The 23,094-nt window shown below is 60.7% G+C and carries 22 protein-coding genes; 11 read left to right on the plus strand and 11 right to left on the minus strand.

Annotation, left to right across the window (positions count from 1 at the left end; translation table 11 throughout):
* Window positions 1-6: 6 nt before the first annotated feature.
* Together TSA66_RS24985 and TSA66_RS24990 are read right to left on the minus strand one after the other, a co-directional pair.
* Window positions 7-771 carry a lytic transglycosylase domain-containing protein gene (locus tag TSA66_RS24985; RefSeq protein ID WP_040041991.1) on the minus strand — a complete coding sequence of 255 codons (765 nt, stop codon included), beginning with the start codon at window positions 769-771 and terminating at the stop codon, window positions 7-9.
* Window positions 771-2,753, minus strand: coding sequence for a DNA topoisomerase IV subunit B (locus tag TSA66_RS24990; RefSeq protein WP_040041992.1), 1,983 nt, complete (start codon window positions 2,751-2,753; stop codon window positions 771-773). The genes TSA66_RS24985 and TSA66_RS24990 overlap by 1 nt, the downstream gene beginning before the upstream one ends.
* A gap of 342 nt (window positions 2,754-3,095) precedes the next feature.
* On the opposite strand from TSA66_RS24990, the gene TSA66_RS24995 reads away from it, so the two are divergent.
* A complete protein-coding gene (locus TSA66_RS24995; RefSeq protein WP_040041993.1) occupies window positions 3,096-3,926 on the plus strand; it encodes a response regulator in 831 nt (276 codons plus the stop codon).
* 3 nt (window positions 3,927-3,929) lie between these two features.
* Here TSA66_RS24995 and TSA66_RS25000 read toward each other — a convergent pair whose 3' ends face one another.
* Genes TSA66_RS25000 through TSA66_RS25010 form a run of 3 tightly spaced genes read right to left on the minus strand, consistent with a single transcriptional unit; the run spans window position 3,930 to window position 6,611 of the window.
* Complete coding sequence (locus TSA66_RS25000; protein WP_040041994.1) at window positions 3,930-5,099, minus strand: vWA domain-containing protein; 1,170 nt, start codon at window positions 5,097-5,099, stop codon at window positions 3,930-3,932.
* A 58-nt stretch (window positions 5,100-5,157) separates the two neighbouring features.
* Window positions 5,158-5,751: a GNAT family N-acetyltransferase gene (locus tag TSA66_RS25005; protein WP_040041995.1), complete on the minus strand. Its 594-nt coding sequence runs from the start codon at window positions 5,749-5,751 to the stop codon at window positions 5,158-5,160.
* Between the two features lie 5 nt (window positions 5,752-5,756).
* Entirely contained in the window at window positions 5,757-6,611 is an 855-nt protein-coding gene (locus TSA66_RS25010; protein WP_040041996.1) for an AAA family ATPase, read from the minus strand.
* Window positions 6,612-6,718: 107 nt separating this feature from the next.
* Here TSA66_RS25010 and TSA66_RS25015 point away from each other — a divergent pair, with 107 nt between their 5' ends.
* From TSA66_RS25015 to TSA66_RS25025, 3 genes are all read left to right on the plus strand, one after another.
* Window positions 6,719-8,875 carry a preprotein translocase subunit TatB gene (locus TSA66_RS25015; RefSeq protein WP_084199893.1) on the plus strand — a complete coding sequence of 719 codons (2,157 nt, stop codon included), beginning with the start codon at window positions 6,719-6,721 and terminating at the stop codon, window positions 8,873-8,875.
* Between the two features lie 178 nt (window positions 8,876-9,053).
* Window positions 9,054-9,374 (plus strand): c-type cytochrome, encoded by a 321-nt coding sequence (locus TSA66_RS25020; RefSeq protein WP_040041997.1) that lies wholly within the window; start codon window positions 9,054-9,056, stop codon window positions 9,372-9,374.
* Between the two features lie 9 nt (window positions 9,375-9,383).
* On the plus strand, window positions 9,384-9,725 hold the full coding sequence (locus tag TSA66_RS25025; RefSeq protein WP_040041998.1) for a c-type cytochrome: 342 nt from the start codon (window positions 9,384-9,386) through the stop codon (window positions 9,723-9,725).
* A 55-nt stretch (window positions 9,726-9,780) separates the two neighbouring features.
* On the opposite strand, the gene TSA66_RS25030 is transcribed toward TSA66_RS25025, so the two are convergent.
* Window positions 9,781-10,203, minus strand: a complete 423-nt coding sequence (locus TSA66_RS25030; protein WP_040041999.1) for a DUF1841 family protein — start codon at window positions 10,201-10,203, stop codon at window positions 9,781-9,783.
* 148 nt (window positions 10,204-10,351) lie between these two features.
* Between TSA66_RS25030 and TSA66_RS25035 the strand changes: the two genes are divergently transcribed.
* Window positions 10,352-10,936, plus strand: a complete 585-nt coding sequence (locus TSA66_RS25035) for a malonic semialdehyde reductase (RefSeq protein WP_040042998.1) — start codon at window positions 10,352-10,354, stop codon at window positions 10,934-10,936.
* Here TSA66_RS25035 and nth read toward each other — a convergent pair.
* From nth to TSA66_RS25050, 3 genes are all read right to left on the minus strand, one after another.
* Window positions 10,933-11,583, minus strand: coding sequence for an endonuclease III (nth, locus tag TSA66_RS25040; protein ID WP_040042000.1), 651 nt, complete (start codon window positions 11,581-11,583; stop codon window positions 10,933-10,935). The two genes, TSA66_RS25035 and nth, sit on opposite strands and share 4 nt — an antisense overlap.
* The gene (rsxB, locus tag TSA66_RS25045) at window positions 11,580-12,341 is read right to left on the minus strand and encodes an electron transport complex subunit RsxB (RefSeq protein ID WP_052452592.1); all 762 of its coding nucleotides are present in this window, start codon (window positions 12,339-12,341) and stop codon (window positions 11,580-11,582) included. Before rsxB ends, nth begins: the two co-directional genes overlap by 4 nt.
* A 146-nt stretch (window positions 12,342-12,487) precedes the next feature.
* Complete coding sequence (locus tag TSA66_RS25050; RefSeq protein ID WP_040042001.1) at window positions 12,488-13,723, minus strand: polyhydroxyalkanoate depolymerase; 1,236 nt, start codon at window positions 13,721-13,723, stop codon at window positions 12,488-12,490.
* Between the two features lie 695 nt (window positions 13,724-14,418).
* Between TSA66_RS25050 and TSA66_RS26485 the strand changes: the two genes are divergently transcribed.
* From TSA66_RS26485 to TSA66_RS25065, 4 genes are all read left to right on the plus strand, one after another.
* Window positions 14,419-14,814, plus strand: a complete 396-nt coding sequence (locus TSA66_RS26485; RefSeq protein ID WP_084199895.1) for a DUF2946 domain-containing protein — start codon at window positions 14,419-14,421, stop codon at window positions 14,812-14,814.
* Window positions 14,815-14,963: 149 nt separating this feature from the next.
* Window positions 14,964-17,186, plus strand: a complete 2,223-nt coding sequence (locus tag TSA66_RS25055; protein ID WP_040042002.1) for a TonB-dependent receptor — start codon at window positions 14,964-14,966, stop codon at window positions 17,184-17,186.
* A 5-nt stretch (window positions 17,187-17,191) separates the two neighbouring features.
* Window positions 17,192-18,412, plus strand: coding sequence for a sialidase family protein (locus TSA66_RS25060; protein ID WP_040042003.1), 1,221 nt, complete (start codon window positions 17,192-17,194; stop codon window positions 18,410-18,412).
* Window positions 18,413-18,414: 2 nt separating this feature from the next.
* Complete coding sequence (locus tag TSA66_RS25065) at window positions 18,415-18,897, plus strand: TlpA family protein disulfide reductase (RefSeq protein WP_052452593.1); 483 nt, start codon at window positions 18,415-18,417, stop codon at window positions 18,895-18,897.
* A 72-nt stretch (window positions 18,898-18,969) separates the two neighbouring features.
* On the opposite strand, the gene TSA66_RS25070 is transcribed toward TSA66_RS25065, so the two are convergent.
* A complete protein-coding gene (locus tag TSA66_RS25070) occupies window positions 18,970-20,049 on the minus strand; it encodes an NAD(P)/FAD-dependent oxidoreductase (protein WP_040042005.1) in 1,080 nt (359 codons plus the stop codon).
* A 162-nt stretch (window positions 20,050-20,211) separates the two neighbouring features.
* The gene (gene fdxA, locus TSA66_RS25075; RefSeq protein WP_040042006.1) at window positions 20,212-20,535 is read right to left on the minus strand and encodes a ferredoxin FdxA; all 324 of its coding nucleotides are present in this window, start codon (window positions 20,533-20,535) and stop codon (window positions 20,212-20,214) included.
* A gap of 370 nt (window positions 20,536-20,905) precedes the next feature.
* On the opposite strand from fdxA, the gene TSA66_RS25080 reads away from it, so the two are divergent.
* Entirely contained in the window at window positions 20,906-21,568 is a 663-nt protein-coding gene (locus TSA66_RS25080) for a LutC/YkgG family protein (RefSeq protein ID WP_040042007.1), read from the plus strand.
* 116 nt (window positions 21,569-21,684) lie between these two features.
* The gene (locus TSA66_RS25085) at window positions 21,685-23,091 is read left to right on the plus strand and encodes a sodium:proton antiporter (RefSeq protein ID WP_040042008.1); all 1,407 of its coding nucleotides are present in this window, start codon (window positions 21,685-21,687) and stop codon (window positions 23,089-23,091) included.
* Window positions 23,092-23,094 lie beyond the last annotated feature (3 nt).

Consider the following 23,094-nt stretch of genomic DNA (forward strand, 5'->3'; position numbering starts at 1 on the left):
AGTGAGTTATTCGAGTGACGGCGCCGGCATGCTGCGGCGACCGGGGAGTGTCATGTGAATCCGGCGCGCACCGGATGCGGCATCGGAGAACGCGGCGACGGCGAGTTTTTCGGCCGCCGGCTTATAGAGCTGGTACAGCTGCTTGACGATCTGCACATAGCCGCGCGTCTCGGGGTAGGGCGGCACCGAGTTGTTGTGCTTCTGCACCGCGCGCTCGCCCGCATTGTAGGACGCGATCACCAGCTCCGGGCGGAACGGGAACAGCTTGTGCAGGTCGCGCAGGTAGCGCGCGGCGAGCCGGATATTGGTTTTCGGATCGGCCAGTTTCTGCTCGATTGTTTTTTTCCTGTCGCCCTGCAGTCCGTAACGCTCGGCGGTGGCCGGCATTACCTGCATCAGGCCGATGGCGCCCTTCGGCGACACCGCGCCCGGATTGAAACCGGACTCGGCCGCCATGACCGCCTTCAGCAATGCCGGATCGAGCGAGAATTCCTGCGCCGCCTCGTTCAGCAGGGGCTCGTATTTCTTCAGGTTCGGATGCCGCGACAGGGTATCGGACAGCGGCGCCTTGCCCGAGTCAGGAGTCGGCTGCGGCAATTGCGACGAATCGAAAGGCGCGCTGCCGCGTACGAACAGCTGGTAGCGCTCGTCGAGCTTTTCGGTCGAAAAATGCGCGGAGCCATCGCTGTCGACATAGCCATAGATATCGGCGCTCGCCACCGAGGAAGCGAGCGTCAGGCACAGCGCGGCGATGGTTCGCATTATCCGCATCAGATATCGGCTTCGGCCTCGTTGCCGTGTTCTTCCAGCCAGGCGCGCCGCGCGGCGGCCTCGCCTTTGCCCATCAACATGTTGAAGCGGTTTTCGGATGCGGCCAGATCGAAGTCGCCCAGCGACACCGGCAGCAGGCGCCGCGTATCCGGATTCATGGTGGTCTCCCACAACTGTTCGGCATTCATTTCGCCCAAGCCTTTGAAGCGCGAGATCGCCCACGAGCCATCCTTCAAGCCATCCTTGCGCAGCTTGTCCTCGATCGCTTCCAGTTCGCCGTCGTCCAGCGCATACAGCTTTTGCGCCTGCTTCTTGCCGCGCGCCGGCGCGTCGATGCGGTACAGCGGCGGACGCGCCACGCAGATGTGGCCGCGCGCGATCAGCTGCGGGAAATGCTTGAAAAACAGGGTCAACAGCAGCACCTGGATGTGCGAGCCGTCGACGTCCGCGTCCGACAGGATGCAGATCTTGCCATAGCGCAGTCCGGACAAGTCCGGCGTGTCGTTCGGCCCATGCGGATCGACGCCGATCGCCACCGCGATGTCGTGGATTTCATTGTTGGCGAACAGCCGGTCGCGCTCGGTTTCCCAGGAATTGAGTACTTTGCCGCGCAACGGCAGGATCGCCTGGAACTCCTTGTCGCGGCCCATCTTGGCCGAGCCGCCTGCCGAGTCGCCCTCGACCAGGAACAATTCGTTGCGCGATACATCGTCCGACTCGCAATCGGTGAGCTTGCCGGGCAAGACCGCCACGCCGGACGATTTCTTCTTCTCGACCTTTTGCGCGGAACGCAGGCGCGATTGCGCCTGCTTGATGACCAGTTCGGCCAGCTTCTTGCCGTAGTCGACATGCTGGTTCAGCCACAATTCCAAGGCCGGGCGAGTAAAGGTTCCCACCAAGCGAACCGCGTCGCGCGAGTTCAGGCGCTCCTTGATCTGGCCCTGGAACTGCGGGTCCAGCACTTTGGCGCTCAACACGAACGAGACGCGCGCAAACACGTCTTCCGGCAGCAGCTTCACGCCCTTGGGCAGCATCGAGTGCATTTCGACGAAGCTCTTCACTGCACCAAACAAGCCTTCGCGCAGGCCGGCTTCATGGGTGCCGCCGGCCGGGGTCGGAATCAGGTTCACGTAGGATTCGCGCACCACGTTGCCTTCCTCGGTCCATGCCACCACCCAGGCCGCGCCTTCGCCCTCGGAAAATCCGTCGGCGTCCGCGCTGGCGTACTGCTCGCCTTCGAACAGCGGGATCAGCGGATCGGCATGCGATGCCTGCGCCAGCGACTCGACCAGATAGCCGCGCAAGCCCTGGTCGTACTGCCAGGTCTGGCTATCGCCGGTTTTCGCATTGGCCAGTGTGACTTTCACGCCGGGCAGCAGCACCGCCTTCGAGCGCAGCAGGCGCTGCAGTTCCGCGTTCGGGATGGCGGACGAGTCGAAGTATTTCGCATTCGGCCATACCGTGACGCGGGTGCCGGACTTCTTGTCTTCTTTCGTGATCGGGCGCGATTTCAGCTTTTGCACCACGTCGCCGTCGGCGAACACGATCTGGTGCACGCCGCCTTCGCGCCACACGGTGATGTCCAGTCGCGACGACAGCGCATTGGTGACGGACACGCCGACCCCGTGCAAGCCGCCGGAGAAGGAATAGGCGCCGCCCGAGCCCTTGTCGAACTTGCCGCCGGCGTGCAGCCGCGTGAACACGATTTCGACGGTCGGCACCTTTTCTTCCGGATGCAGACCAACCGGGATGCCGCGGCCGTCGTCTTCGACGCTGACGCTGCCATCGGCGTTCAGGGTCACGAGAATATTCTTGCAATAGCCGCCGAGCGCTTCGTCGGAGGCGTTATCGATCACTTCCTGGATGATGTGCAGCGGGTTCTCGGTGCGGGTGTACATGCCCGGGCGCTGCTTCACCGGCTCCAGGCCCTTCAGGACCCGTATGGAGGCTTCGCTGTAATCGGAGGATTTTTTAGTTGCCATTAATTGGAGGTGCCAGATGTTCGATTGTTGCTTAAAGGAACGTGCTTAATCAGGGAAGGTATTTAAACACAAATGGAAACCACAGCATTCTAATGAAAAAACGATGCCAGACGGCGGGCACGGGGCGATGGCGAAGAACTATCCAGATATGGGCCGATCCGGATCTTCCAAGACGGGCGCGATATGGCGACATCATGGCATTACTCTCAGGCCCCGGCTGCAAGGCGAGATATTAACGTATTGCTATTCAGTTACAGCCAATGTTGACTGCAGGTAGATGGCTCATGAGGATAAAAAATTAATGTGGTGCAACACGTGCGAATCTTTATAGAATGAAACGTCATGTTGATCCATAATTTTCCATTCGCCGTGCGCGTCATCGGTTTTTCTCCCGAAGAGGAAGACCGTTTCGACGCGGCTTTTTCGGCCCGGGAGGGCAAGGGCTGCGGCTATTTCCGGCTGGCGCAAGACAATTTGCAGGATCCGGACATGTACGTCGCCAACGCGAGTCAATTGCGCGCGCTGGTCACCCTGATCGATCTGCGCCCGAGCGATGTGCGCCCGGCCTTGCTTGTCGGCAGCCCGGAAGTGGACTTGCCCTATCCGCGCATGGAGCGGCCCATTGACTGGCAGCGGCTGGTCGTGGCGCTCGATGAATTGGTGGAAAGGCGCGCCGACGCCCTGTCGCGGCTGGAAGCGTCGGATATCGTCAGCGTACCGGAGCGGCGCCGCCGCGACCGCCTCGACCTTGACCTGACCGATCCGGCCGAATATGAAAAGATGCGCGCCAAGGTGCCTGACAACGGACTGGTGCTGGTGATCGACAAGAATTCCGCGCTGCGCGACTACCTGTCCGACTTGCTGGCGCGGCAGAACGTGAAGGTGGCCTGGGCCGACGACGAAATGAAGGCGGTCGACATCAGCAAGCAGCATCCGGTTGCGGTGGTCATGATCAATACGTCCACTCCCGGCGTCGACCCTTACCGCCTGTGCTGGGCCATCAAGGAAAAGGACTCCCCGGTGCGCATCGCGGTTGTTTTCCTGGTCAGCAAACCGTTTGTCTACGATCTCGAACAGGCGCGCTACGTCGGCGCGGACGGGTTCCTCAACAAGCCGCTGGCAAGCCAGCACCTGGTCAGCGTACTGAAGAAGTTCATGCCCTTGCCGCGCTAGGCGCTATTTGCTCAGCATCCGCATCCCGCGCTCCAGCCCCTCGATGGTGACCGGGAACATGCGGTTGTTCATGATCTGCCGGATCACGGAAATCGACTGCCGGTACTGCCACAGGCTCTCCGGCTCCGGGTTGAGCCAGATGAACTTGGGGAAGGCGCCGGTAAAGCGCTGCAGCCAGACCGCGCCGGCTTCCTCGTTGTTGTATTCGACCGAGCCGCCCGGCGCCAGCACTTCGTACGGGCTCATGGTGGCGTCGCCGACGAAGATCAGCTTGGTATCCGGGGTGTACTTGCGCAGCACGTCCCAGGTCGGGAACTTTTCCGCATGGCGGCGCCGGTTGTTCTTCCACAGGTAGTCGTAGACGCAGTTGTGGAAGTAAAAGAACTCCATGTTCTTGAATTCCGTCTTTGCCGCCGAAAACAATTCCTCGGTGCGCGCGATGTGGTCGTCCATCGTGCCGCCGACATCCAGCAGCATCAGCACCTTGATGTTGTTCCTGCGCTCGGGCTGCATCTTGATGTCGAGGTAGCCGGCGTTGCTGGCGGTGGCGCGGATCGTGTCGTCCAGCGCGAATTCCTCCGCCGCGCCTTCGCGCGCGAAGCGGCGCAGGCGGCGCAGCGCGACCTTGATGTTGCGCGTGCCGAGCTCGCGCTCGTCGTCGTAGTCGCGAAAGGCGCGCGCTTCCCATACTTTCACCGCCGAGCGGTTGCCGCCCTTGCCGCCGATGCGGATGCCTTCCGGGTTGGTGCCGCCGTTGCCGAAGGGGGAGGTGCCGCCGGTGCCAATCCACCGGTTGCCGCCTTCGTGGCGCTCCTTCTGCTCCTCCAGCAGTTCCTTCAGGCGATCCATCAGCTTGTCATAGCCGAATTTCTCGATCGCCGCCTTCTGCTCCGGCGTCAGTTCGCGCTCCAGGCGCTTGGCCAGCCAGTCGAGCGGAATTTCCGGATTCTTCTCGAAGATGGTTTCGATGCCGCGGAAATACAGGCCGAACGCCTTGTCGAACTTGTCGTAATGCGCTTCGTCCTTGACCAGTGTGGTGCGCGCCAGGAAATAGAAGTCGTCCAGCGAAGGGCTGATGACGTTCTTTTGCATCGCTTCCAGCAGGACCAGGAACTCCTTGATCGAGACCGGGATCTTCGCGTCCTTGAGGGTGAAGAAAAAGTCGATTAACACAATAGGGCCTGTTGACGGTTAGTTTGGGAGTGCGAACGGGTCGTATGCGTTGCAGGCCCTAGCCACTCGAATTCAGTTTGTGCTGCAGGTTCGTCTTCACGCCCGGCCATTCATTGCGGATGATGCTGTACACCACCGAGTCGCGCACGCGGCCATCCGGCATGATCATGTGGTTGCGCAGCACGCCGTCGCGCTTGGCGCCGAGGCGCTCGATGGCAGACTGGGAACGCTTGTTGAACCAGTCGGTGCGGAATTCGACTGCGATGCAGCCAAGCGTCTCGAATGCGTGCGCGAGCAGCATCAGCTTGCATTCGGTATTGATGCCGGTGCGCTGCACCCGTTGCGCATACCAGGTGCCGCCGATTTCCAAGCGCCGGTTGGCCGCATCGATATTCAGATAGCGCGTGCCGCCGACGATTTTTCCGCTCGCATTGTCCCGCACCGCAAACGCGAATGCCTGGCCTTGCTCTCGTTGCGCCAAGAGCTGCCCGATATACGCATGCACGGCTTCCGGGCGCGGCACGGTCGTGAACCACAGCTTCCACAGTTCGCCGTCGGCAACGGCGAGCTTGATGTCGTCCTCGTGGCAGAACGCAAGCGGTTCGAGTGTCGCATGCCGTCCCGGCAGCGTGACTGTTTCGACGAAGGCCATGGCAGTCAGCGGTTCGTCCGCGCCATGAACACCAGCCGCTCGAACAGATGCACGTCCTGCTCGTTCTTGAGCAGGGCGCCGTGCAGCGGCGGCACCGCCAGTTTCGCATCCTGGCTGCGCAGCGCTTCCGGCGGGATGTCTTCGGCCAGCAAGAGCTTCAACCAGTCGATCAGCTCCGACGTCGACGGCTTCTTCTTCAATCCGGCGATCTCGCGCACTTCATAGAAAGTCTGCAGGGCTTGCGCCAGCAGCTCCTTTTTCAGGTTCGGAAAGTGGACATCGACGATCTGCTCCATCGTGTCCTTGTCCGGGAACTTGATGTAGTGGAAGAAGCAGCGGCGCAGGAAGGCGTCCGGCAATTCCTTCTCGTTGTTGGACGTGATGATCACCAGCGGGCGGTTCTTTGCCTGCACCATCTCGCGCGTTTCGTAGACATAGAACTCCATGCGGTCGAGCTCGCGCAGCAGATCGTTCGGGAATTCGATGTCGGCCTTGTCGATCTCGTCGATCAGCAGCACCACCTGCTGATCGGAAGTGAACGCTTGCCACAGCACGCCCTTGACGATGTAGTTGTGGATGTCCTTGACGCGTTCATCGCCCAGCTGCGAGTCGCGCAGGCGCGACACTGCATCGTATTCGTACAGGCCCTGCTGCGCCTTGGTGGTGGACTTGATGTGCCACTGCAGAAGCGGCATGCCGAGCGCGGCGGCCACTTCCTCGGCCAGCATGGTCTTGCCGGTGCCCGGCTCGCCCTTGATCAACAACGGGCGCTGCAAGGTCAATGCTGCATTGACGGCGAGTTTCAAATCGTTGGTCGCAACGTAATTCTGGGAACCTTCGAAGCGTGTCTCTTGTCGCATAGCGTTGTATTTTTAAAAAAAGAAAAGAATAACTTTAAGTATAAGCGAGAAAGGAAGCAGGCCGGATGGCGCCATTTCTCGCACAATTGCCCCCAGACAAACATCCCATGAAAATGTCACTCCTGAAGTTGCTGGTCATGTGGCGCCGCTTTCGCCGCGCTTCTCCGCGTCATCTCGAAAACCATCTGCGCATCTTCAATCAGGTCGAGTCGCTCATGCAGCGCGCCAATCCGTTCGCTTCCTGGAGCGAGCGCGCCAACTGGCTGATCGACGTCGCCGAGTGGCTGCGCCACGAGCCACGCATACCGCGCTATACGTCCCGGCTCGACGAGCATGCGTGGCAGAGGGTAAAGCACCAGCGTACGCGTTTTTTGCTCGATTGGCTGGACGAGCACCGCGACGTGCGGCGCGTGGTGCAGGCCACGCTGCAAAAGACCCTGCGCGAAGCGGCTGGCCCTGAACTGTTCTGCGCCACCGGCCTGCCGCGCGAGCCGGCGTTTTTCAACGAGCTGGGCGAACGCATCGTCAAGGCCTTCCTGTCCGGGGCGCCGTCGCAGACTGATCTGTCGATGCTGTTTACCGCGATGTTCCCGGAACCGGCCGACGCCGACTGGTTGCTCGGCCTGGATCACAAGACGCTGCAGCGCATCTGGAAGCTGTGCGCCGACGACGGCATTGCACACAACTACCGGCAGCAGATCGACGAAGCGCTCACCTACCTTGCCAGCACGATCATCGCGGTGGGCATCAGCCCCGACTTCCGCCAGCGGCTGGAGCCCAGAATGCCGCTGCAGGCGACGCCTTTCATGGCGTTGCGGCGCGAGCTGGAAAAATACCTGCTGGCGAGCCCGGACGATGAAACCGCGTTGCGCAGCGTGCGTATGCTGATCGCCGTGTGTCAGGCGCAGACCGACCGCATCTACAGCCATCTGGACGAATACGGCGTGTCGGTGGGGTTGGTGTACCGGGTCGAGCGCATGCGCGCGCAGCTGGCGCGCATGACGCGCCTGGTCGACCTGCGCTCGATGCCGGCCAGCGTGCAGGCAACCGCGCAAGTGCAGGCCTTGCTGATCGACCTGATCGACGCGCATCACCATCGGTCCTCGGTCAAGGGATTGATCAGCAGGAGCTTTTCGCTGTTGGCGCGCAAGATGGTCGAGCGCAATGCCGATCACGGCGAGCAGTTTGCGGCCCGCGACCGCACCGAATATGGCGCGATGCTGAGATCGGCGTGGCGCGGAGGCGCCGTCGTGTCGGTGGCTGTGCTGGCCAAGGGCGCTCTGGCCAGTGGCGGTGCGCGCTTTTTCGAAGGCGTACTGGCTTCGCTGAACTACGCGGCATGCTTCGGCGCGATTGCGGCAACCGGAGGCGCGCTTGCCGCCAGACAGCCGGCACTGACCGCCCCGGCGCTGGCGTCGCGCATGCAGTCGCTCGACACTATCGAAGGCCTGCGCGGGCTGATGTCCGAAGTCGCTGCGCTGGCGCGCGCGCAAGCAGCAGCGGTGTTCGGAAATCTGCTGGCCGTAATCCCGGTCATGCTGCTGATTTCTTCGACGCTGCGGCTGCTGTCCGGCGCGCCGTTGCTGCCGCCGGAGAAGGCGCATGCCGGCATGGCGACGCTGTCGGTCCTGGGGCCGACGCCGCTGTTTGCCGCGCTGACAGGCGTGTTGCTGTGGCTGTCCGGGCTTGCCGCCGGTTTTACCGACAACTGGTTCGCCTTGCGCAAGATGCGCGAAGGGCTGGGCCATCACCGGCGGCTGGTCCACATACTCGGCGCGACGCGCGCGCAACGCTGGGCGAAATGGATCGAGCGCCACATCGCGGGCATCGCGGGCAATGTGTCGCTGGCGCTCCTGCTGGGCATGACGCCGGTGCTGGCACGGTTCTTCGGCATGCCGTTCGACATTAGGCACATCACGCTGGCCGCCGGCGAGTTGACGGTAGTCGCCGGCAGCCTGGGCGTGGATGTTTTCAAGTCGCGCGACTTCTGGCTTGCCATCGCAGGCGTGGGATTTTCCGGCGTGCTCAATGTCGGCGTCGCGCTCGCGTGCGCGCTGATGCTGGCTCTGCGCGCGCGCGACGTGCCGGGGCGAACCCGGCGCCTGGTGTTCCGTTCCGTCGTGCGGCGCATGGTGGCTGCGCCCCGGGTATTTTTGTTTCCCGAAAAGAGAGGGGCGACGATTACCGCGTTTCCCGCGCCGCCGGGGGCAGTGCCGCGTTCACAGGCAAAGCGCGCTAAATCGGGGGAGCGCAAGCTGGGTTGACCTGCGGCATGGAAGGGGCGAGGCGATGTGTACGATTTGATAGTCTTGGGTTAGAATTGGTCGGGTTTAGTGCATGGAGTCAATGCTCTAGATCAACTATTTTGAAAATAGTGCAGGCTATTAACATCGATTGATCCGATTAACCCAGCCGATTTCGCATTAACTGTCCCCAACCATCATGAAAAAAATATTTGCGCTTCTCGCGCTTGCGGGTATCGCCAACCTCGCCGCCGCAGCGGACGTGGTGGGCAACGCCGATGCGGCAAAGAACAAGGTGGCCATGTGTATCGGATGCCACGGCATCCCGGGCTACAAAGCGACGTTCCCCGAGGTTTACCAGGTGCCCATGATCGGCGGCCAGTCGGCCAAGTACATCGAGAGCGCGCTGAACCAGTACAAGAAGGGCGATCGCAAGAATCCGAGCATGCGCGGCATCGCGGCCGGCCTGTCGGACCAGGACATCGCCGACGTGGCGGCGTACTACGCACAGCAGAAATAAGGGGGGGCTATGAAAAAGATTCTCGCATGCGCAGTCATGCTGCTGTCGGCTAATGCTTTTGCCGCAGGCGATGCCGCCGCCGGCAAGGCGGCGACGGAAAAATACAATTGCGCGGCTTGCCACGGCAAGGACTTCAATTCACCGGTCGATCCCAGCTATCCCAAGCTGGCCGGCCAGCACCAGGACTATCTCGAGCACGCGCTGATTGCCTACCAGCGCGGCGTCAACGGCGCCAACGGCCGCGGCAACGCCATCATGGGAGCTCAGGCCAAGCCCCTGTCGAAGCAGGATATCCAGAACATCGCCGCCTACCTGCACAGCCTGCCGGGCTCCCTGGTATTGCGCAAGTAAGCCGGGGCAGCGGCAGATTAAAAAAAGCCACGGCATGCCGTGGCTTTTTTGTGCCTCAGCGCCGTTTCACGCATTCCACGTACGCCGTGCCATCCGGCGGCAAGCCGCTGCGCTGCGAATTCCAAATCATCTCGCCCAGGCATTCCATGATCTGGTGATGCGCTTCATGCTCGGAACCCAGCCGCTGCGCCAGGCCGAGGAAGGCGGCGCGGATGCCGGGTGGCTGGTCGATCGAGATCTGTTCCGCGATCGACAGATGCATCGACAGATGAAGAAAAGGATTGGCCTGGCCGCGCTCGACCGAATAGTCGGCGGCAAGCGCCTCCTCCGCGTCGGACAGTGCGTCCGCATATTCCTGATGCTGCATGATCCAGTCGCGGGTGATGGCTTCCATCGGCGTTAGGATTTCATTGGCGCGCCACTTGCGAAAGGTTTCGCAAAAAAAACGGCGCACGTCGTGCTGGGAAGGAGTAAACATCGGTCAAGGGAATGAAGTGGGGCGCTAAACCGCCCATTTTACAGAGCCCGGCGAGGCCGGGTGGTTTCGTTTAAGATAAGCCCCATTCCTGAATGCCAAAAGCATGAAGGCGCAACAATCAATACCGCCATTACCAATGGATTTCAACATGTTGAACGAAACCGCCCTCCATACCCTGTTCCTCGATGCGCGCACGCATAATGGCTGGCGCGACAAGCCGGTCTCCGACGAGCAGCTGCGGCAAATCTACGATCTGATGAAGTGGGGCCCGACGTCCGCCAACTGCACGCCGGCGCGCATTGTCTTCGTGCAGTCGCCGCAAGCGAAGGAAAAGCTGCTGGCCTGCATGAACCCGGGAAATATCGAAAAAACCAGAACCGCGCCGGTCACGGCAATCATCGGGATGGACCTGGAGTTTTATGAAAAGCTCCCGCGACTGTTTCCGCACAATCCCGACGCCCGTTCCTGGTTCGCCGGCAACCGGCAGGCGATCGATTCGACCGCCATGCGCAACTCGTCCCTGCAGGGCGGCTATTTCATCGTGGCGGCGCGTGCGGTCGGGCTCGATTGCGCGCCAATGTCGGGATTCAATGCGGAAAAGATCAACGAGGCCTTCTTCGACGGCACGCCGGTCCGGGTCAACTTCGTGTGCAGCCTGGGCTATGGCGATACCAGCAAGCTGCATGCGCGCGGCCCGCGCCTTGCCTTCGACGAAGCCTGCAGGATTATTTAAACGCCTTTTTCCGGCAGCGGCGTCTTGTCCCTGTACTCGCACAGGTCGGCGATGATGCAGTTCCAGCATTGTGGCTTGCGCGCGATGCAGGTATAGCGGCCATGCAGGATCAGCCAGTGGTGCGCGTCATGCCGGAACTCGGCCGGCACCACCTTGAGCAGCTTGCGCTCGACTTCGTCGACATTCTTGCCGGGGGCGATGCCGGTGCGGTTGGAGACGCGGAAAATATGCGTGTCGACCGCGATGGTCGCCTCGCCGAACGCGGTGTTGAGCACCACGTTGGCGGTCTTGCGTCCCACGCCCGGCAGCGCCTCCAGCGCCTCGCGCGAGCGCGGCACTTCGCCGGCGTGCCGCTCCATCAGCAGGCGGCAGGTTTCGATCACGTTCTTCGCCTTGGTGCGGTACAGGCCGATGGTGCGAATGTACTCGGTCAGGCTCTCGATGCCCAGCGCATGGATGGCGGCGGGCGTGTTGGCTACTGGGTACAGCTTGCGCGTAGCCTTGTTGACCGAGACGTCGGTCGCCTGCGCCGACAGGATCACTGCGATTAGCAGCTCGAACGGCGTCGTGTATTCCAGTTCGGTGGTCGGGTGCGGATTGGCTTGGCGAAAGCGGCGGAAAATCTCCAGGCGTTTTTCAGCGTTCATGGCTTGTCTTTCGCTTCTCCGGAGAGCTTGTCGATGACTGCGCGCGACACTTCTCCTGCGGCGGGAGCTGCGGTCTGTGCCGCCATTTTTTCCTTCTGCAGGCGCGCGCGCTCCATCGCGGCCTGGATGATGGCTTTCTTGCGCTCCTGCGCCGCCCTTTCTTCCGGCGTCAGCGTCGGTTCGGCTTCGACCGCCTTCAGCTTGGCCGCGGCTTTGGCTGCCAGGCGCGCATCGTTTTCCTCCTTGTCGCGCCGCAGGCGGAAGAGGCGGAACTGATACCGTTCGCGCGCCGCGTCCGCCTGTTCCTGCGACCATGCATCCCAGCCGGTCTGGCCGGCAGTGACGTTGACCATTGCGATGCAGTCGACCGGACAGGGGGCGACGCACAGGTCGCACCCGGTGCACAACTGCGGCAGCACGGTATGCATCTGCTTGGCCGCGCCGGCGATGGCATCCACCGGGCAGGCCTGGATGCACAGCGTGCACCCGATGCAGCGCGTTTCGTCGATTACCGCAACCGGACGCGCTCGCTCAACGCCATTGACGGGATTGAGCGGGATGACTGGCTTGCCGAGCAGGTGCGCGAGCCGAGCCACGCCTTGCGCGCCGCCCGGCGGGCACTGGTTATAGTTCGCTGCGCCGCTGGCGACTGCTTCCGCATAGGGGCGGCATGCAGGGTAGCCGCACTTGGTGCATTGCGTTTGCGGCAGCAGGTCTTCGATCTGATCGGCCAGCGATTTCGGAGCGGTTGGGGACACGGCAGGGCTTGCGGGATAAAAACAGGATTATCCGAGTAAACAGGCTGGCCTTCAAATAAAAATCGAGGGCGCTCAAGGCAAAAAAGCCGTTCTCCCTGGCAGGAGAACGGCTTTCACAGCCTTGGCAGCTCGATGAAGCGGGAATATCAGGAATGGGTCCGGATGAATTCGCCGATCTTCGGGCAGATGATTTCGCGCCAGCGGCGGCCGGAGAAGATGCCGTAGTGGCCGCACTTCTCGGCGACATAGTGCTGCTTGCGCGATTTCGGAATGCCGGAGCACAGGTCCTGCGCCGCCTCGGTCTGGCCGGAGCCGGAAATATCGTCCAGCTCGCCCTCGATGGTCAGGAGCGCGACATTCTTGATGTCCTGCGGGCGCACCAACTTGCCTTCGACTTCCCACGTGCCCAGCGGCAGGCGGAATTCCTGGAACACGGTCTTGATGGTTTCGAGGTAGTACTCGGCCGGCATGTCGAGCACCGCGTTGTACTCGTCATAGAAGTTGCGGTGCGCTTCGGCCGACTCATTGTCGCCCTGGCGCAGGTGCATGTAGAAATCCCAGTGGCTTTGCGCATGGCGTCCCGGATTCATGGCGATGAAGCCGGCATGCTGCAAAAAGCCCGGATATACCTTGCGGCCGAAGCCCGGATAGTTCGGCGGCACGCTGTAGATCACCTTGGTCTCGAACCAGGAGAACGGCCGCTTGGTCGCCAGGTCGTTGACCTCGGTGGGCGACTTGCGCGGGTCGATCGGGCCGCCCATCATCGTCATCGTCTTGGGCAGCTTCGGATCGTTGGCGGTGGCCATCAGCGAAATCGCCGCGAGCACCGGCACGGTCGGCTGGCATACCGAAATCACATGCAGGTCCGGGCCGAGGCGGCGGATGAAGTCCTGCACGTAGTAGATGTAGTCGTGCAGGTGGAATGAGCCTTCGGACACCGGGACCATGCGCGCGTCGGTCCAGTCGGTGATGTAGACGTCATGTTCCGACAGCAGAGCGCGCACGGTGTCGCGCAGCAGCGTGGAATGGTGGCCGGACAGCGGCGCGACCAGCAGCACGGTGGGCTGCTTCAGGTTGGCGAATTTCTTGTCCGATAAATCTTTTTTGAAATGAATCAGGCGGCAGAAGGGTTTCTGCTCCGCGATTTCTTCATAAACGCCCACGGACTTGCCTTCGACCGGGACGGTCTTGATGCCGAACTCGGGCTTTTCGTAATCTTTGCCGAGCCGGTACATTAATTCGTAGCCAGCCGCGATGCGTTGCGCGAATGGCGTGTGTGCGAGTGGCGAGACCGGATTCGTGAACAGCTTGGCGGAAGCTTCCGCCCATTGGATGAGCGGGTTCAGGAAGGTACGGTTCAGCTCGTGAAATTGGTAAAGCATAGTGGCCTCTTTCAAGTGGTACCGGTGTCGCTAGATTCTGCAGATAAACATTTGTTGCTGCAATGCATCATATACAATTTTCGAGAATTTCTGCGAAAAAACATATTCCAGTGATGCAATTTCCCTACGCATTCCCACGTTTCATTCCATCAACGCGGAAAGCTTGTGGAATAAAGTTGCGCCTTGGAAATAATCTGCAAACTCCATCTGTCTGGTCCGATGCGACTCTCCAATTCCAAACTGTTGTTCCGAATACGACATATATAGGGATCAACGGCCGAGATAACAGATTCTTGATCCTCCTGCAGTACTCTTTAGTCGGGCTGTCGCGCCCGACGTTACAGGGATTTTGCAGGAACATGCCTGTGCGCGAAGGGCCAACATTGATGCCTTTGCAGTTCTGACCCGATGCGCTAGGAGCGCCTGTTCTCTGTAGAAATTGCAGCATAAAGCATGCCTGTAACTTGGTGACTTGAGGCGATAGCCTCGCGCTCGCTCAGTCAAAATACCTATGGAAGAGGAATGGGAATCGGAGATAATGTTGCCAATTAGCAGTTTTTTGTGTACGGCAGTGCAGCAAAACGTGTAAGAATTACGCAATGTGACGAAGAATCGGTATGCGCTTGACGAATGTGTCGCCTAACCGATTGTCTTTGTGATCAATAAATTATTGCCTGGCTCCAGACCTTCCCCGCATGGTTTTCAGTCGATACAAACGGTGCATTACTGCATGGATAGCTTGCTTCGCTATCCTTGTGGCTGCGCTCGCGCCATCGATTTCCCATGCGCTGAATGCGCCCGCCAAGGGACGTTTTTCGGCTTCCAGCGAGATTTGTACGGTAGCGGGCGGCAAGGCGCACAAGGCCGGTAGCTCCCACCATCGCTCAGTCCCGGCGCAAGACGGAATGCACTTCGAGCATTGTCCGTTTTGCTTTACGCATGCGGCGGCCTGGGGCTTGCCGCCATCCGGCCAGATAGTTATTCCGCTCGTTACGGCTTCGGACGCTTATCCGAACCTTTTCTTCCATTCTCCCCACCCATTATTTGCATGGGCGTCGGCGCAGCCACGCGCTCCTCCATTCGTTTCTTGAATATTTTCCGGCACCGGCATTGCTGACGTTCAGCATTGCCAACGTTGTTATCTGGCCGGCACCAGCGCGCATCCGGCTTGCCCGGGCTTGCCGCTGGTCGCGCCATTCGCGATGCGACCGGCCGCATTCAAAGAAAACGAAGGAACGAAATGAAGAATTCGATGGGCACAAAGCATGCGCCCCTGATGGCGGCGCTCGCCCTGTTCGGCGCGGATTGCGCACTGGCACAGCAAGCTCAGGAAGAAAGAACGCTGGACGCGGTCGTGGTCTCGGCCAGCCGCAGCCAGGCAAAAGTCGAGGAAATGCCGCTGCATTCGACAATCGTCTCGCAGGAAGACATCAAGAAATCGCCCGCCACCACGCTCGATCAATTGCTGCGCAATGTGCCGGGCATGAACTTTACAGGCGTGCCAGCAGCCTTGTCGGATCCAACCGCACATCAAACCAAGATGCGCGGGCTGGGCAATGCCAAGGTGCTGGTATTGCTGGATGGAATACCGATCCATGACCCGTTCTACCTCACGACCCAATGGTTCAAGGTTCCGCTATCCAATATTGAACGTGTAGAAATCATCCGTGGTGGTAACTCCAGCTTGTGGGGGAACATGGCTGTGGCTGGGGTCGTAAACATCGTCACCAAGCGGGTCAAGGACAATGCAGGCGAGGCATCGGCAAGCATCGGCACGCAGGGCACCATGAATGTCGCATTGAGCAAGAATGTCGCGCTGTCGGATATCCTCAGTTTCAACCTTGCCGCCGACTTTTCCCACACCGACGGCTACCAGACGACACCGGGCGAATTCCTGTATCGCTTTCCGCAAAAGCAGCCGGTGACGAGCGAAAACAAGAGCTTCCGCCTCACGACCTACTTCAAGCCATCGGCCGACCTGAGCGGCTATCTGCGCCTGGGCTACCACGTGCAGGACCAGGACATCAGCTACCAGTTCGGCAACAATTTACAAAAAAGCCCGGACCTCGCGGCCAGCTTCACCAAGACCTTCGACGATCGCGCCAGCCTGCAGGCCAATGCGTGGGCGCAGTACGTGAATTTTCAGAAATTCAACGGCAACACCTGCTATTACCAGAGCGATAAAAAAGCCTGCCTGACCAGCACCAGCGCCGGCCTGACGCCGGCGCAGGTCAACAGCAACGTGGTGCAGTTCTATACCCAGCAAGGCGACCAGGGCTACCGCGACCAGGGAAGCTCGGTCATCTACTCGAAGAACCTGCGGGCGGCGCTCTACAGTTTCCAGGTCGGCGCGGATTACCGGCGCCTGTCGGCACAGGATACCGAATGGTTCTACAACACGCCGACCAGCCCGGCGGCACCGCAAGGGCAATCCAACAGCAGCACCCATGGCGAAGGTACGCAAACCTTCCAGGGCTTGTTCGCGCAAGCGAAGATCGCGCCGCTTGACGCCCTCGACATCACTGTCAGCGGACGCTACGACGCCTATCGCATTGACGACCGCACCAATACCCGCACGCTCGCGTCGGGAACCACCACTGGCGGCGCGCTGCCGGCATCGACCAAGTCCGCCTTCAATCCGAGCCTTGCGGTGCGCTATGACCTGAACGACCGGATCGCGCTACGCGGCGCCACCTACAAGGCATTCCGCGCGCCGGGCTTCAACAACCTGACGCGCACCTTCGGTACCGGCAGCAATACCACGATCGCCAATCCCGACCTGGTTCCGGAAGACTTGCGCGGCTGGGAGCTGGGGAGCGATTACCGCAAGGGCGGATTTTCCGCCGGTGCGACCTATTTCCTCTACAACATCAGCAACATGATCGCGACCTATACGGCGAGTGGTGCAAGCGCGCCGCAGCAGGTGCAGACCATTTGCGGCGGGCCGACGCTGCCGAGCTGTTCCGGCTCGGCAAAGTACTACACGAACGACCAGGATGGCCAGTCGCATGGCGTGGAGCTGGTCGCCAACTGGGACGTGCTCGACAATCTGACGCTCAACGGTTTCTACACCCGCACCGAGACTTACCTGACGCGCCGCGGCGCGGTCGTGACCGACCCTCTGGGCGTACAGCTGGCGGGCGTGCCGAAGAATGTGGCTTCATTCGGCGCCACCTGGAAGCCCAGGGAAAAGCTGCAGACGTACGCCGAATTGCGCTACATTGGTCCGATGCTGCTCGATACCACCAGCAACAATGCGACAACGCGCTTCGAGCAGGGCGGCAACACGATCGTCAATGCCAGCGCCAGCTATGCCTGGAGCAAGACCGTGGAGGTGTTTGGCAACGTGGTGAACCTGTTCGATCGCGAATATACGGAAAGCCCGTACAACGTGAGCCAGCCCTACAACAAAATGCTTTCCATGCCGCGCGCCGTGAATGTCGGCGTGAGAATGCGTTTCTGACTGCCATGAATACTCTACATCGCATCTTTTCGTCCGGGTTGCTTGCGCTTTCCGTCGTTGCCTTCGGCGCCGCGGCGCAGGACCCGCATGCGCAGCACAAGGGCATGAAATCCGCGCGAGTCGAACTGGGTACCTCGGCCGCTGTCGACAGCCAGGGCCGGCTGTGGGTCGCGACGGTCGAACCCGGCGCAGAGCGCGCAGCAGGCAGCTATGTCGTGCTGCAAATGTCGTCCGACATGGGCAAGACGTGGTCGCCCGCAGTGCGCGCGCAGCAGGCTCCCGAGCCGATCGAGGCTGCCGGCGAGAGCCGGCCCAAACTCGCGTTCGGCCTCCGGGACGAGATCTATCTCGCGTACACCAAACCGCTGTCCAAGCCCTATACCGGGGAAATCCGCTTTATCCGCTCCATCGACGGCGGCCAGACATTTGCGGCGCCGATGACCGTGCACGCCAATCGCGACCTGATCACGCATCGTTTCGAGTCGATGATCGTCGACAGGACAGGTCGCATCTATATCGCATGGATCGACAAGCGCGACAGCACGGCAGCCAAGGCGCGCAACGAGAAGTACGCCGGCGCGGCAGTCTATTACGCGGTTTCCGACGATGGCGGCGCCAGCTTCCGGGGCGATTACAAACTTGCCGACCACAGCTGCGAATGCTGCCGCATCGCGCTGGCGCTGAATGCGCAGGGCAGGCCCGTGACGATGTGGCGCCATGTGTTCGAGCCGAATGTGCGCGACCACGCGCTGGCTGAATTGCGTTCCGACGGCAAGCCGGCGACGACAAGCCGCGTCACCTTCGACGACTGGCAAGTCGATGTCTGCCCCCATCACGGGCCGGGCCTGGCCTTCGGCCCGGACGGTACGCGGCATCAGGTGTGGTTCGACGTGAAGGATAACGAAGGCGGCTTGTTCTACGCCGCGAGCGACGCGGCCGGCGTCATCGGCAAGCCGGTGCGGCTGGGGGCGGCGCAGGCGGAGCATGCCGATGTCGCCGCGCAGGGGAAAAACGTCGTGCTGGCGTGGAAGCAGTTCGACGGCAAGGAAACGGCCGTCCTGTCGCGGGTGTCCCTCGATGCCGGGCACAGCTGGCAGGAACGGGAGCTGGCCCGCACCAGCGGTGCATCGGACGAGCCGCGGCTAGTGAATACGCCGGACGGCATTGTGCTGGTATGGCGCACGCGCAATGAAGGCATGCGCGCAGTGCCGGCGGACAGGAGATGAATATGTTGCGAAAACTGATAGGCGCGGCGATCTGCGCGGCAGCGCTGGTTGCGCCGGCCAGCCACGCGGCGCCGGCGATCCAGCCTTTCGAGCCGGACGGCATGGCGCGTATCGTCGCCAGCCAGAAAGGGCAGCCGTTCGTGCTCGTGGTCTGGTCGCTCGATTGCGAGTATTGCCAGGCCAGCCTGAAGACGCTCGCGCAGGAAAAGCGCAAGCGCAAGAACCTGCACGTGGTGACCTTGTCGACCGATGCGCTCGACGACGAACAAGCGGTCGCGTTAATGAATGCTCGGCTGGCATCGCTCGCGATGGCCGGCAATGCTTGGGCATTCGGCGAAGCGCCGCCGGAGCAGCTGCGTTATGCGATCGACAGCAAATGGCACGGCGAGAAGCCGCGCAGCTATTGGTTCAATGCGAAAGGCGAGAGCACAGCGTATTCCGGAGTCATCACGCCGCAAGTGATTGCGAAGTTCATGCCGAATTAGCCGAGACGCGGAAAAGAAAACGCCCCGGGCCGTCAGCGGCGCGGGGCGTTTCGGCGGAAAAGCGCGCCGATATCAGTCGAACACCGGCGTTTCCACGCCGAGGATCTTGTGCAGCTTGGGTGAGGTCGTGGTGTACTGCATGTGGATCTTCTTTTCCGGGAAGATGTAGGGAGCGGCACCGAATGCCGCCAGCGCAGCTTCGTGGAAGCCCGACAGGATCAGTTTCTTCTTGCCCGGATAAGTGTTGATGTCGCCGACGGCAAAAATGCCCGGCACGTTGGTTTCAAACTTCTCGGTATCGACCTTCAGCTGCCTGCGCTCGATTTCCAGGCCCCAGTCGGCGATTGGGCCAAGCTTGGGCGACAGGCCGAAGAACACCAGTAGATAATCGAGCGGCAGGCGGCGCGTGACGCCATCGGCGCCGGTGACCTTAATCTCGGTCATTACATCGCCGTTCGCTTCGAATCCGGTGACTTGGCCGACCAGGAGTTGCATCTCGAAGTTTTCGCACAATTCCTTCATCTTCGCGACAGATGCCGGCGCGGCGCGGAATTCCTCGCGCCGGTGCAGCAGCACCACCGATTCCGCCTTGCCGGCAAAGTGCAGCACCCAGTCCAGCGCGGAGTCGCCGCCGCCGCAGATCACCAGGTTCTTGCCTTCGAATTTGGAGGGATCCTTGACGCGGTAAAACACCTGCTTGCCTTCATAGGCTTCGATGCCGTCGACCTTGAGCGTGCGCGGCTGGAACGAGCCGACGCCGGCGGCGATGAAAATGGTCTTGGTGATGAAGCGGGTGCCCACGGACGTTTCCAGATCGAAGCGGCCGTCTTCGCGCTTCTGCACCACGGTCACTTCCTGTCCAAGGTGGAAGGTCGGGCCGAACGGTTCGATCTGCTTGAGCAGGTTGTCGGTCAGTTCCTGGCCAGTACACATCGGAACGGCGGGGATGTCGTAGATCGGCTTGTCCGGATACAGTTCGACGCACTGGCCACCGACACTGGGCAATGAATCAATGACGTGCGCCTTGATTTCCAGTAGGCCCAGTTCGAAGACCTGAAAGAGGCCGACCGGGCCGGCACCGACGATCACTGCATCGGTTTCGATAGGAGTTTTGCCTTGGGCGGGGGCGGTTGTGCCGTTGCTGGTATCCATTTATCACGTTCCTTGCGATTCTAGATGCCACAAAGCGCCGCCGCTCCTCCCATTCGACGAGCGGCCTTTAATGGCCGGAAGTTTTTTTCTCGTTCTTGTTATTGTTGTGGCGGCTTGCAGTGCTGCGCAACGGCTGCTGCGCAGCGGGTACGGCTCAAGACCTTACTTGATCAGGAACTGCAGCTTGTCCTTGGCGTCTTTCCATTCGTCGGCTTCCGGCAGCGGATCCTTGGTCTTGGTGATCGACGGCCAGTTGCGCGCCAGTTCGACATTCAGCTTGATGAACTTCTGCTGATCGGCCGGCACATCTTCTTCGGCGTAAATGGCGTTCACCGGGCATTCGGCGACACACACAGCGCAATCGATGCACTCGTCAGGATCGATCGAGAGAAAATTCGGGCCTTCCCGAAAGCAGTCTACCGGGCATACATCCACGCAATCGGTATATTTGCAGCGGATGCAGGATTCGGTCACAACGTGGGTCATAACAGTCTTTCTGTAAATTTTTCGACACTGAGCGGATTTGAAGCAGGACTGGCTTCGCGGCGATCAAAAAACAGCCTGAACTACAACCTGCTGCAAAGCCTTGTATTTTAAGGCAATTGGTTCTTTCTAACAAACCAGAATTAGACAAAATACGAATAAGCAAATGCGGCGTTTTCCGTCGGACGCAACAGCAAAGCACGTTATGACGACGCGATGTTGAGGGTGTATTGCATTAGAGTTAATTTATTTTGCTGCCGCGCGCAGTCGATAAATAATTTGTTCGCTGCGTTTGAAATCTAGTCAGGTTGAAGGTCTGCGTGACGTGCTGGCGCTTCGGGTAGACTCTAATCCGGCTCACCAAGAGGACATCATGGATACATCCGCCGCTCGTCAAGCTATTCTCGGCCGCATCCGCAAGGCGCAAGGCCGTCCCGGGGAATCGACGCCGGCAGAGCGCGAGGCCGCCGAGGCTTACATGGCCCAGCATTCCTGCGGGCCGCGCCCCGATATCGGTCCCGACCTGGTGCTACGCTTCATGGAGCAGGCCATACGCATGTCGGACACGGTCGACGAGGTGGCATCGCTGGCCGATGTGCCGGCGGCGGTTGCGCGCTATCTGGACAGCATTGGTGTCGCCAGTAAGGCAATCGCCTGGAAAACGCTGGAAGGCATGGCATGGCGGGATGCCGGCGTGGATGTCGAGTTCCGCCCCCCGCGCAACGAGGACCTGGTGGGTATCACCGGCACGTTTTGCGCCATTGCCGAAACCGGCACGCTGATGCTGCTGTCCGGAGTGGATACCTACTCCTCGGCCAGCTTGCTGCCGGAAACCCATATCGCCGTCGTGTCCGCTTCGCGCATCGTCGCTTCCATGGAAGAGGCGTTTGCCTTGGCGCGCGCCGAGCATGGTGCATTGCCGCGCGCAGTGAATTTTATTTCCGGCCCGTCGCGTACCGGCGATATCGAACAGACCATCGTGCTGGGCGCGCACGGCCCTTACCGCGTGCATGTGGTCCTGGTCCGCGGCAAGTAGGATGTACGAATAGGACTTACCGATGTTGCCGTTCGATAAGTATCATTACTTACAGAATTGGAAGGCTGCCCGCGCTAAAATGCCTGAAAGTCTTATAACTACGGCGGAGACGGCAATTGCGAGCGAGACTACTGATCGGGCTATCGGGCCTGCTTCCGGCATTGGCCCATGCGTCGGAGCTTGACGGCGCTGTACTGTCGGCGTGGTGGGGCGTGCCGTTCGCCGGGTTGCTGCTGTCGATTGCGCTCTGCCCGCTGCTGACCCCCATCATCTGGCACCGGCATTTCGGCAAAATTGCGCTTGCCTGGGCGCTGGCCTTCCTGCTGCCTTGCGCTGCATTGTTTGGTACCGCAATGGCGGCCGGCGGCGCGCTGCATGCATTTGTCGCCGAGTACATTCCCTTCATTATCCTGGTCACGTCATTGTTCGTGGTGGCCGGCGGTATTTGCGTGCGTGGCAACCTGCACGGCACCCCGGCATTGAACACCGGCTTGCTCGCCATCGGCGCGCTGCTGGCCAGCGTGATGGGAACTACCGGCGCGTCGATGCTGATGATCCGCCCGCTGATCCGCGCCAACGACAATCGCAAGCAGGCAGTGCACATCGTCGTGTTCTTCATTTTCATCGTGTCCAACGCCGGCGGATCGCTGACGCCGCTGGGCGACCCGCCGCTCTTTCTCGGCTTTCTCAAAGGCGTCGATTTCTTCTGGACCGTGAAGAATATCTTTTTCGAGACGCTGTTCCTGTGTGTCTCCCTTTTGGCTATTTTCTACCTGCTTGACCGGCACTACTATTACAACCGGGAAGATCAGCGGCCGGTCCAGCAGGATCCGACTCCGGATTCCCCGATCCGCTTCGAGGGCAAGGCCAACTTTGCTTTGCTGGCCACAATCGTGGGCGCGGTTCTGATGAGCGGCTTGTGGAAGCCCGGCGTGAGCTGGTCATTGTTCGGGGTCCACATCGAGTTGCAGAACGTGCTGCGCGACCTGGTCCTGATCGGCGCGATTTTCGTCTCGCTGGCGATCACGCCGGAAGAGGCGCGCAAGGGGAATGACTTTTCGTGGGGACCGATTCAGGAAGTGGCGAAGCTGTTCGCCGGCATCTTTATCACGATTATCCCCGTCATCGCCATGTTGCGCGCAGGAGAAGCAGGCGCCTTTGCCACCGTAGTTCGCGCCGTCACCGACGACCAAGGCCAGCCGATCAACGCCATGTACTTCTGGGCTTCGGGCCTGTTGTCCTCCTTCCTGGACAATGCCCCGACCTACCTGGTGTTCTTTAATACGGCCGGCGGTGACGCAGCACGCCTGATGACGCAGATGGCTGCGACGCTGGCTGCCATCTCCTGCGGTTCCGTCTTCATGGGCGCCAACAGCTATATCGGCAATGCGCCAAACATGATGGTCAAGGCGATCGCGGAAGAGCGGGGCATCAAGATGCCCTCGTTTTTCGGCTACATGGCCTGGTCATGCGCGGTGCTGGTTCCGCTGTTTATATTGATGACTTTCATCTTCTTTCGTTGACCT

It is taken from the genome of Noviherbaspirillum autotrophicum (genome assembly GCF_000818395.1).
Taxonomy (GTDB): Bacteria; Pseudomonadota; Gammaproteobacteria; order Burkholderiales; family Burkholderiaceae_D; genus Noviherbaspirillum; species Noviherbaspirillum autotrophicum.

Coding starts and splice junctions, on each gene's coding strand:
- TSA66_RS24985 (WP_040041991.1), bottom strand. CDS start 771: ATGCGGATAATGCGAACCATCGCCGCGCTGTGCCTGACGCTCGCTTCC.
- TSA66_RS24990 (WP_040041992.1), bottom strand. CDS start 2,753: ATGGCAACTAAAAAATCCTCCGATTACAGCGAAGCCTCCATACGGGTC.
- TSA66_RS24995 (WP_040041993.1), top strand. CDS start 3,096: ATGTTGATCCATAATTTTCCATTCGCCGTGCGCGTCATCGGTTTTTCT.
- TSA66_RS25005 (WP_040041995.1), bottom strand. CDS start 5,751: ATGGCCTTCGTCGAAACAGTCACGCTGCCGGGACGGCATGCGACACTC.
- TSA66_RS25010 (WP_040041996.1), bottom strand. CDS start 6,611: ATGCGACAAGAGACACGCTTCGAAGGTTCCCAGAATTACGTTGCGACC.
- TSA66_RS25015 (WP_084199893.1), top strand. CDS start 6,719: ATGAAAATGTCACTCCTGAAGTTGCTGGTCATGTGGCGCCGCTTTCGC.
- TSA66_RS25020 (WP_040041997.1), top strand. CDS start 9,054: ATGAAAAAAATATTTGCGCTTCTCGCGCTTGCGGGTATCGCCAACCTC.
- TSA66_RS25025 (WP_040041998.1), top strand. CDS start 9,384: ATGAAAAAGATTCTCGCATGCGCAGTCATGCTGCTGTCGGCTAATGCT.
- TSA66_RS25030 (WP_040041999.1), bottom strand. CDS start 10,203: ATGTTTACTCCTTCCCAGCACGACGTGCGCCGTTTTTTTTGCGAAACC.
- TSA66_RS25035 (WP_040042998.1), top strand. CDS start 10,352: ATGTTGAACGAAACCGCCCTCCATACCCTGTTCCTCGATGCGCGCACG.
- nth (WP_040042000.1), bottom strand. CDS start 11,583: ATGAACGCTGAAAAACGCCTGGAGATTTTCCGCCGCTTTCGCCAAGCC.
- TSA66_RS25050 (WP_040042001.1), bottom strand. CDS start 13,723: ATGCTTTACCAATTTCACGAGCTGAACCGTACCTTCCTGAACCCGCTC.
- TSA66_RS26485 (WP_084199895.1), top strand. CDS start 14,419: ATGGTTTTCAGTCGATACAAACGGTGCATTACTGCATGGATAGCTTGC.
- TSA66_RS25055 (WP_040042002.1), top strand. CDS start 14,964: ATGAAGAATTCGATGGGCACAAAGCATGCGCCCCTGATGGCGGCGCTC.
- TSA66_RS25060 (WP_040042003.1), top strand. CDS start 17,192: ATGAATACTCTACATCGCATCTTTTCGTCCGGGTTGCTTGCGCTTTCC.
- TSA66_RS25065 (WP_052452593.1), top strand. CDS start 18,415: ATGTTGCGAAAACTGATAGGCGCGGCGATCTGCGCGGCAGCGCTGGTT.
- TSA66_RS25070 (WP_040042005.1), bottom strand. CDS start 20,049: ATGGATACCAGCAACGGCACAACCGCCCCCGCCCAAGGCAAAACTCCT.
- fdxA (WP_040042006.1), bottom strand. CDS start 20,535: ATGACCCACGTTGTGACCGAATCCTGCATCCGCTGCAAATATACCGAT.
- TSA66_RS25080 (WP_040042007.1), top strand. CDS start 20,906: ATGGATACATCCGCCGCTCGTCAAGCTATTCTCGGCCGCATCCGCAAG.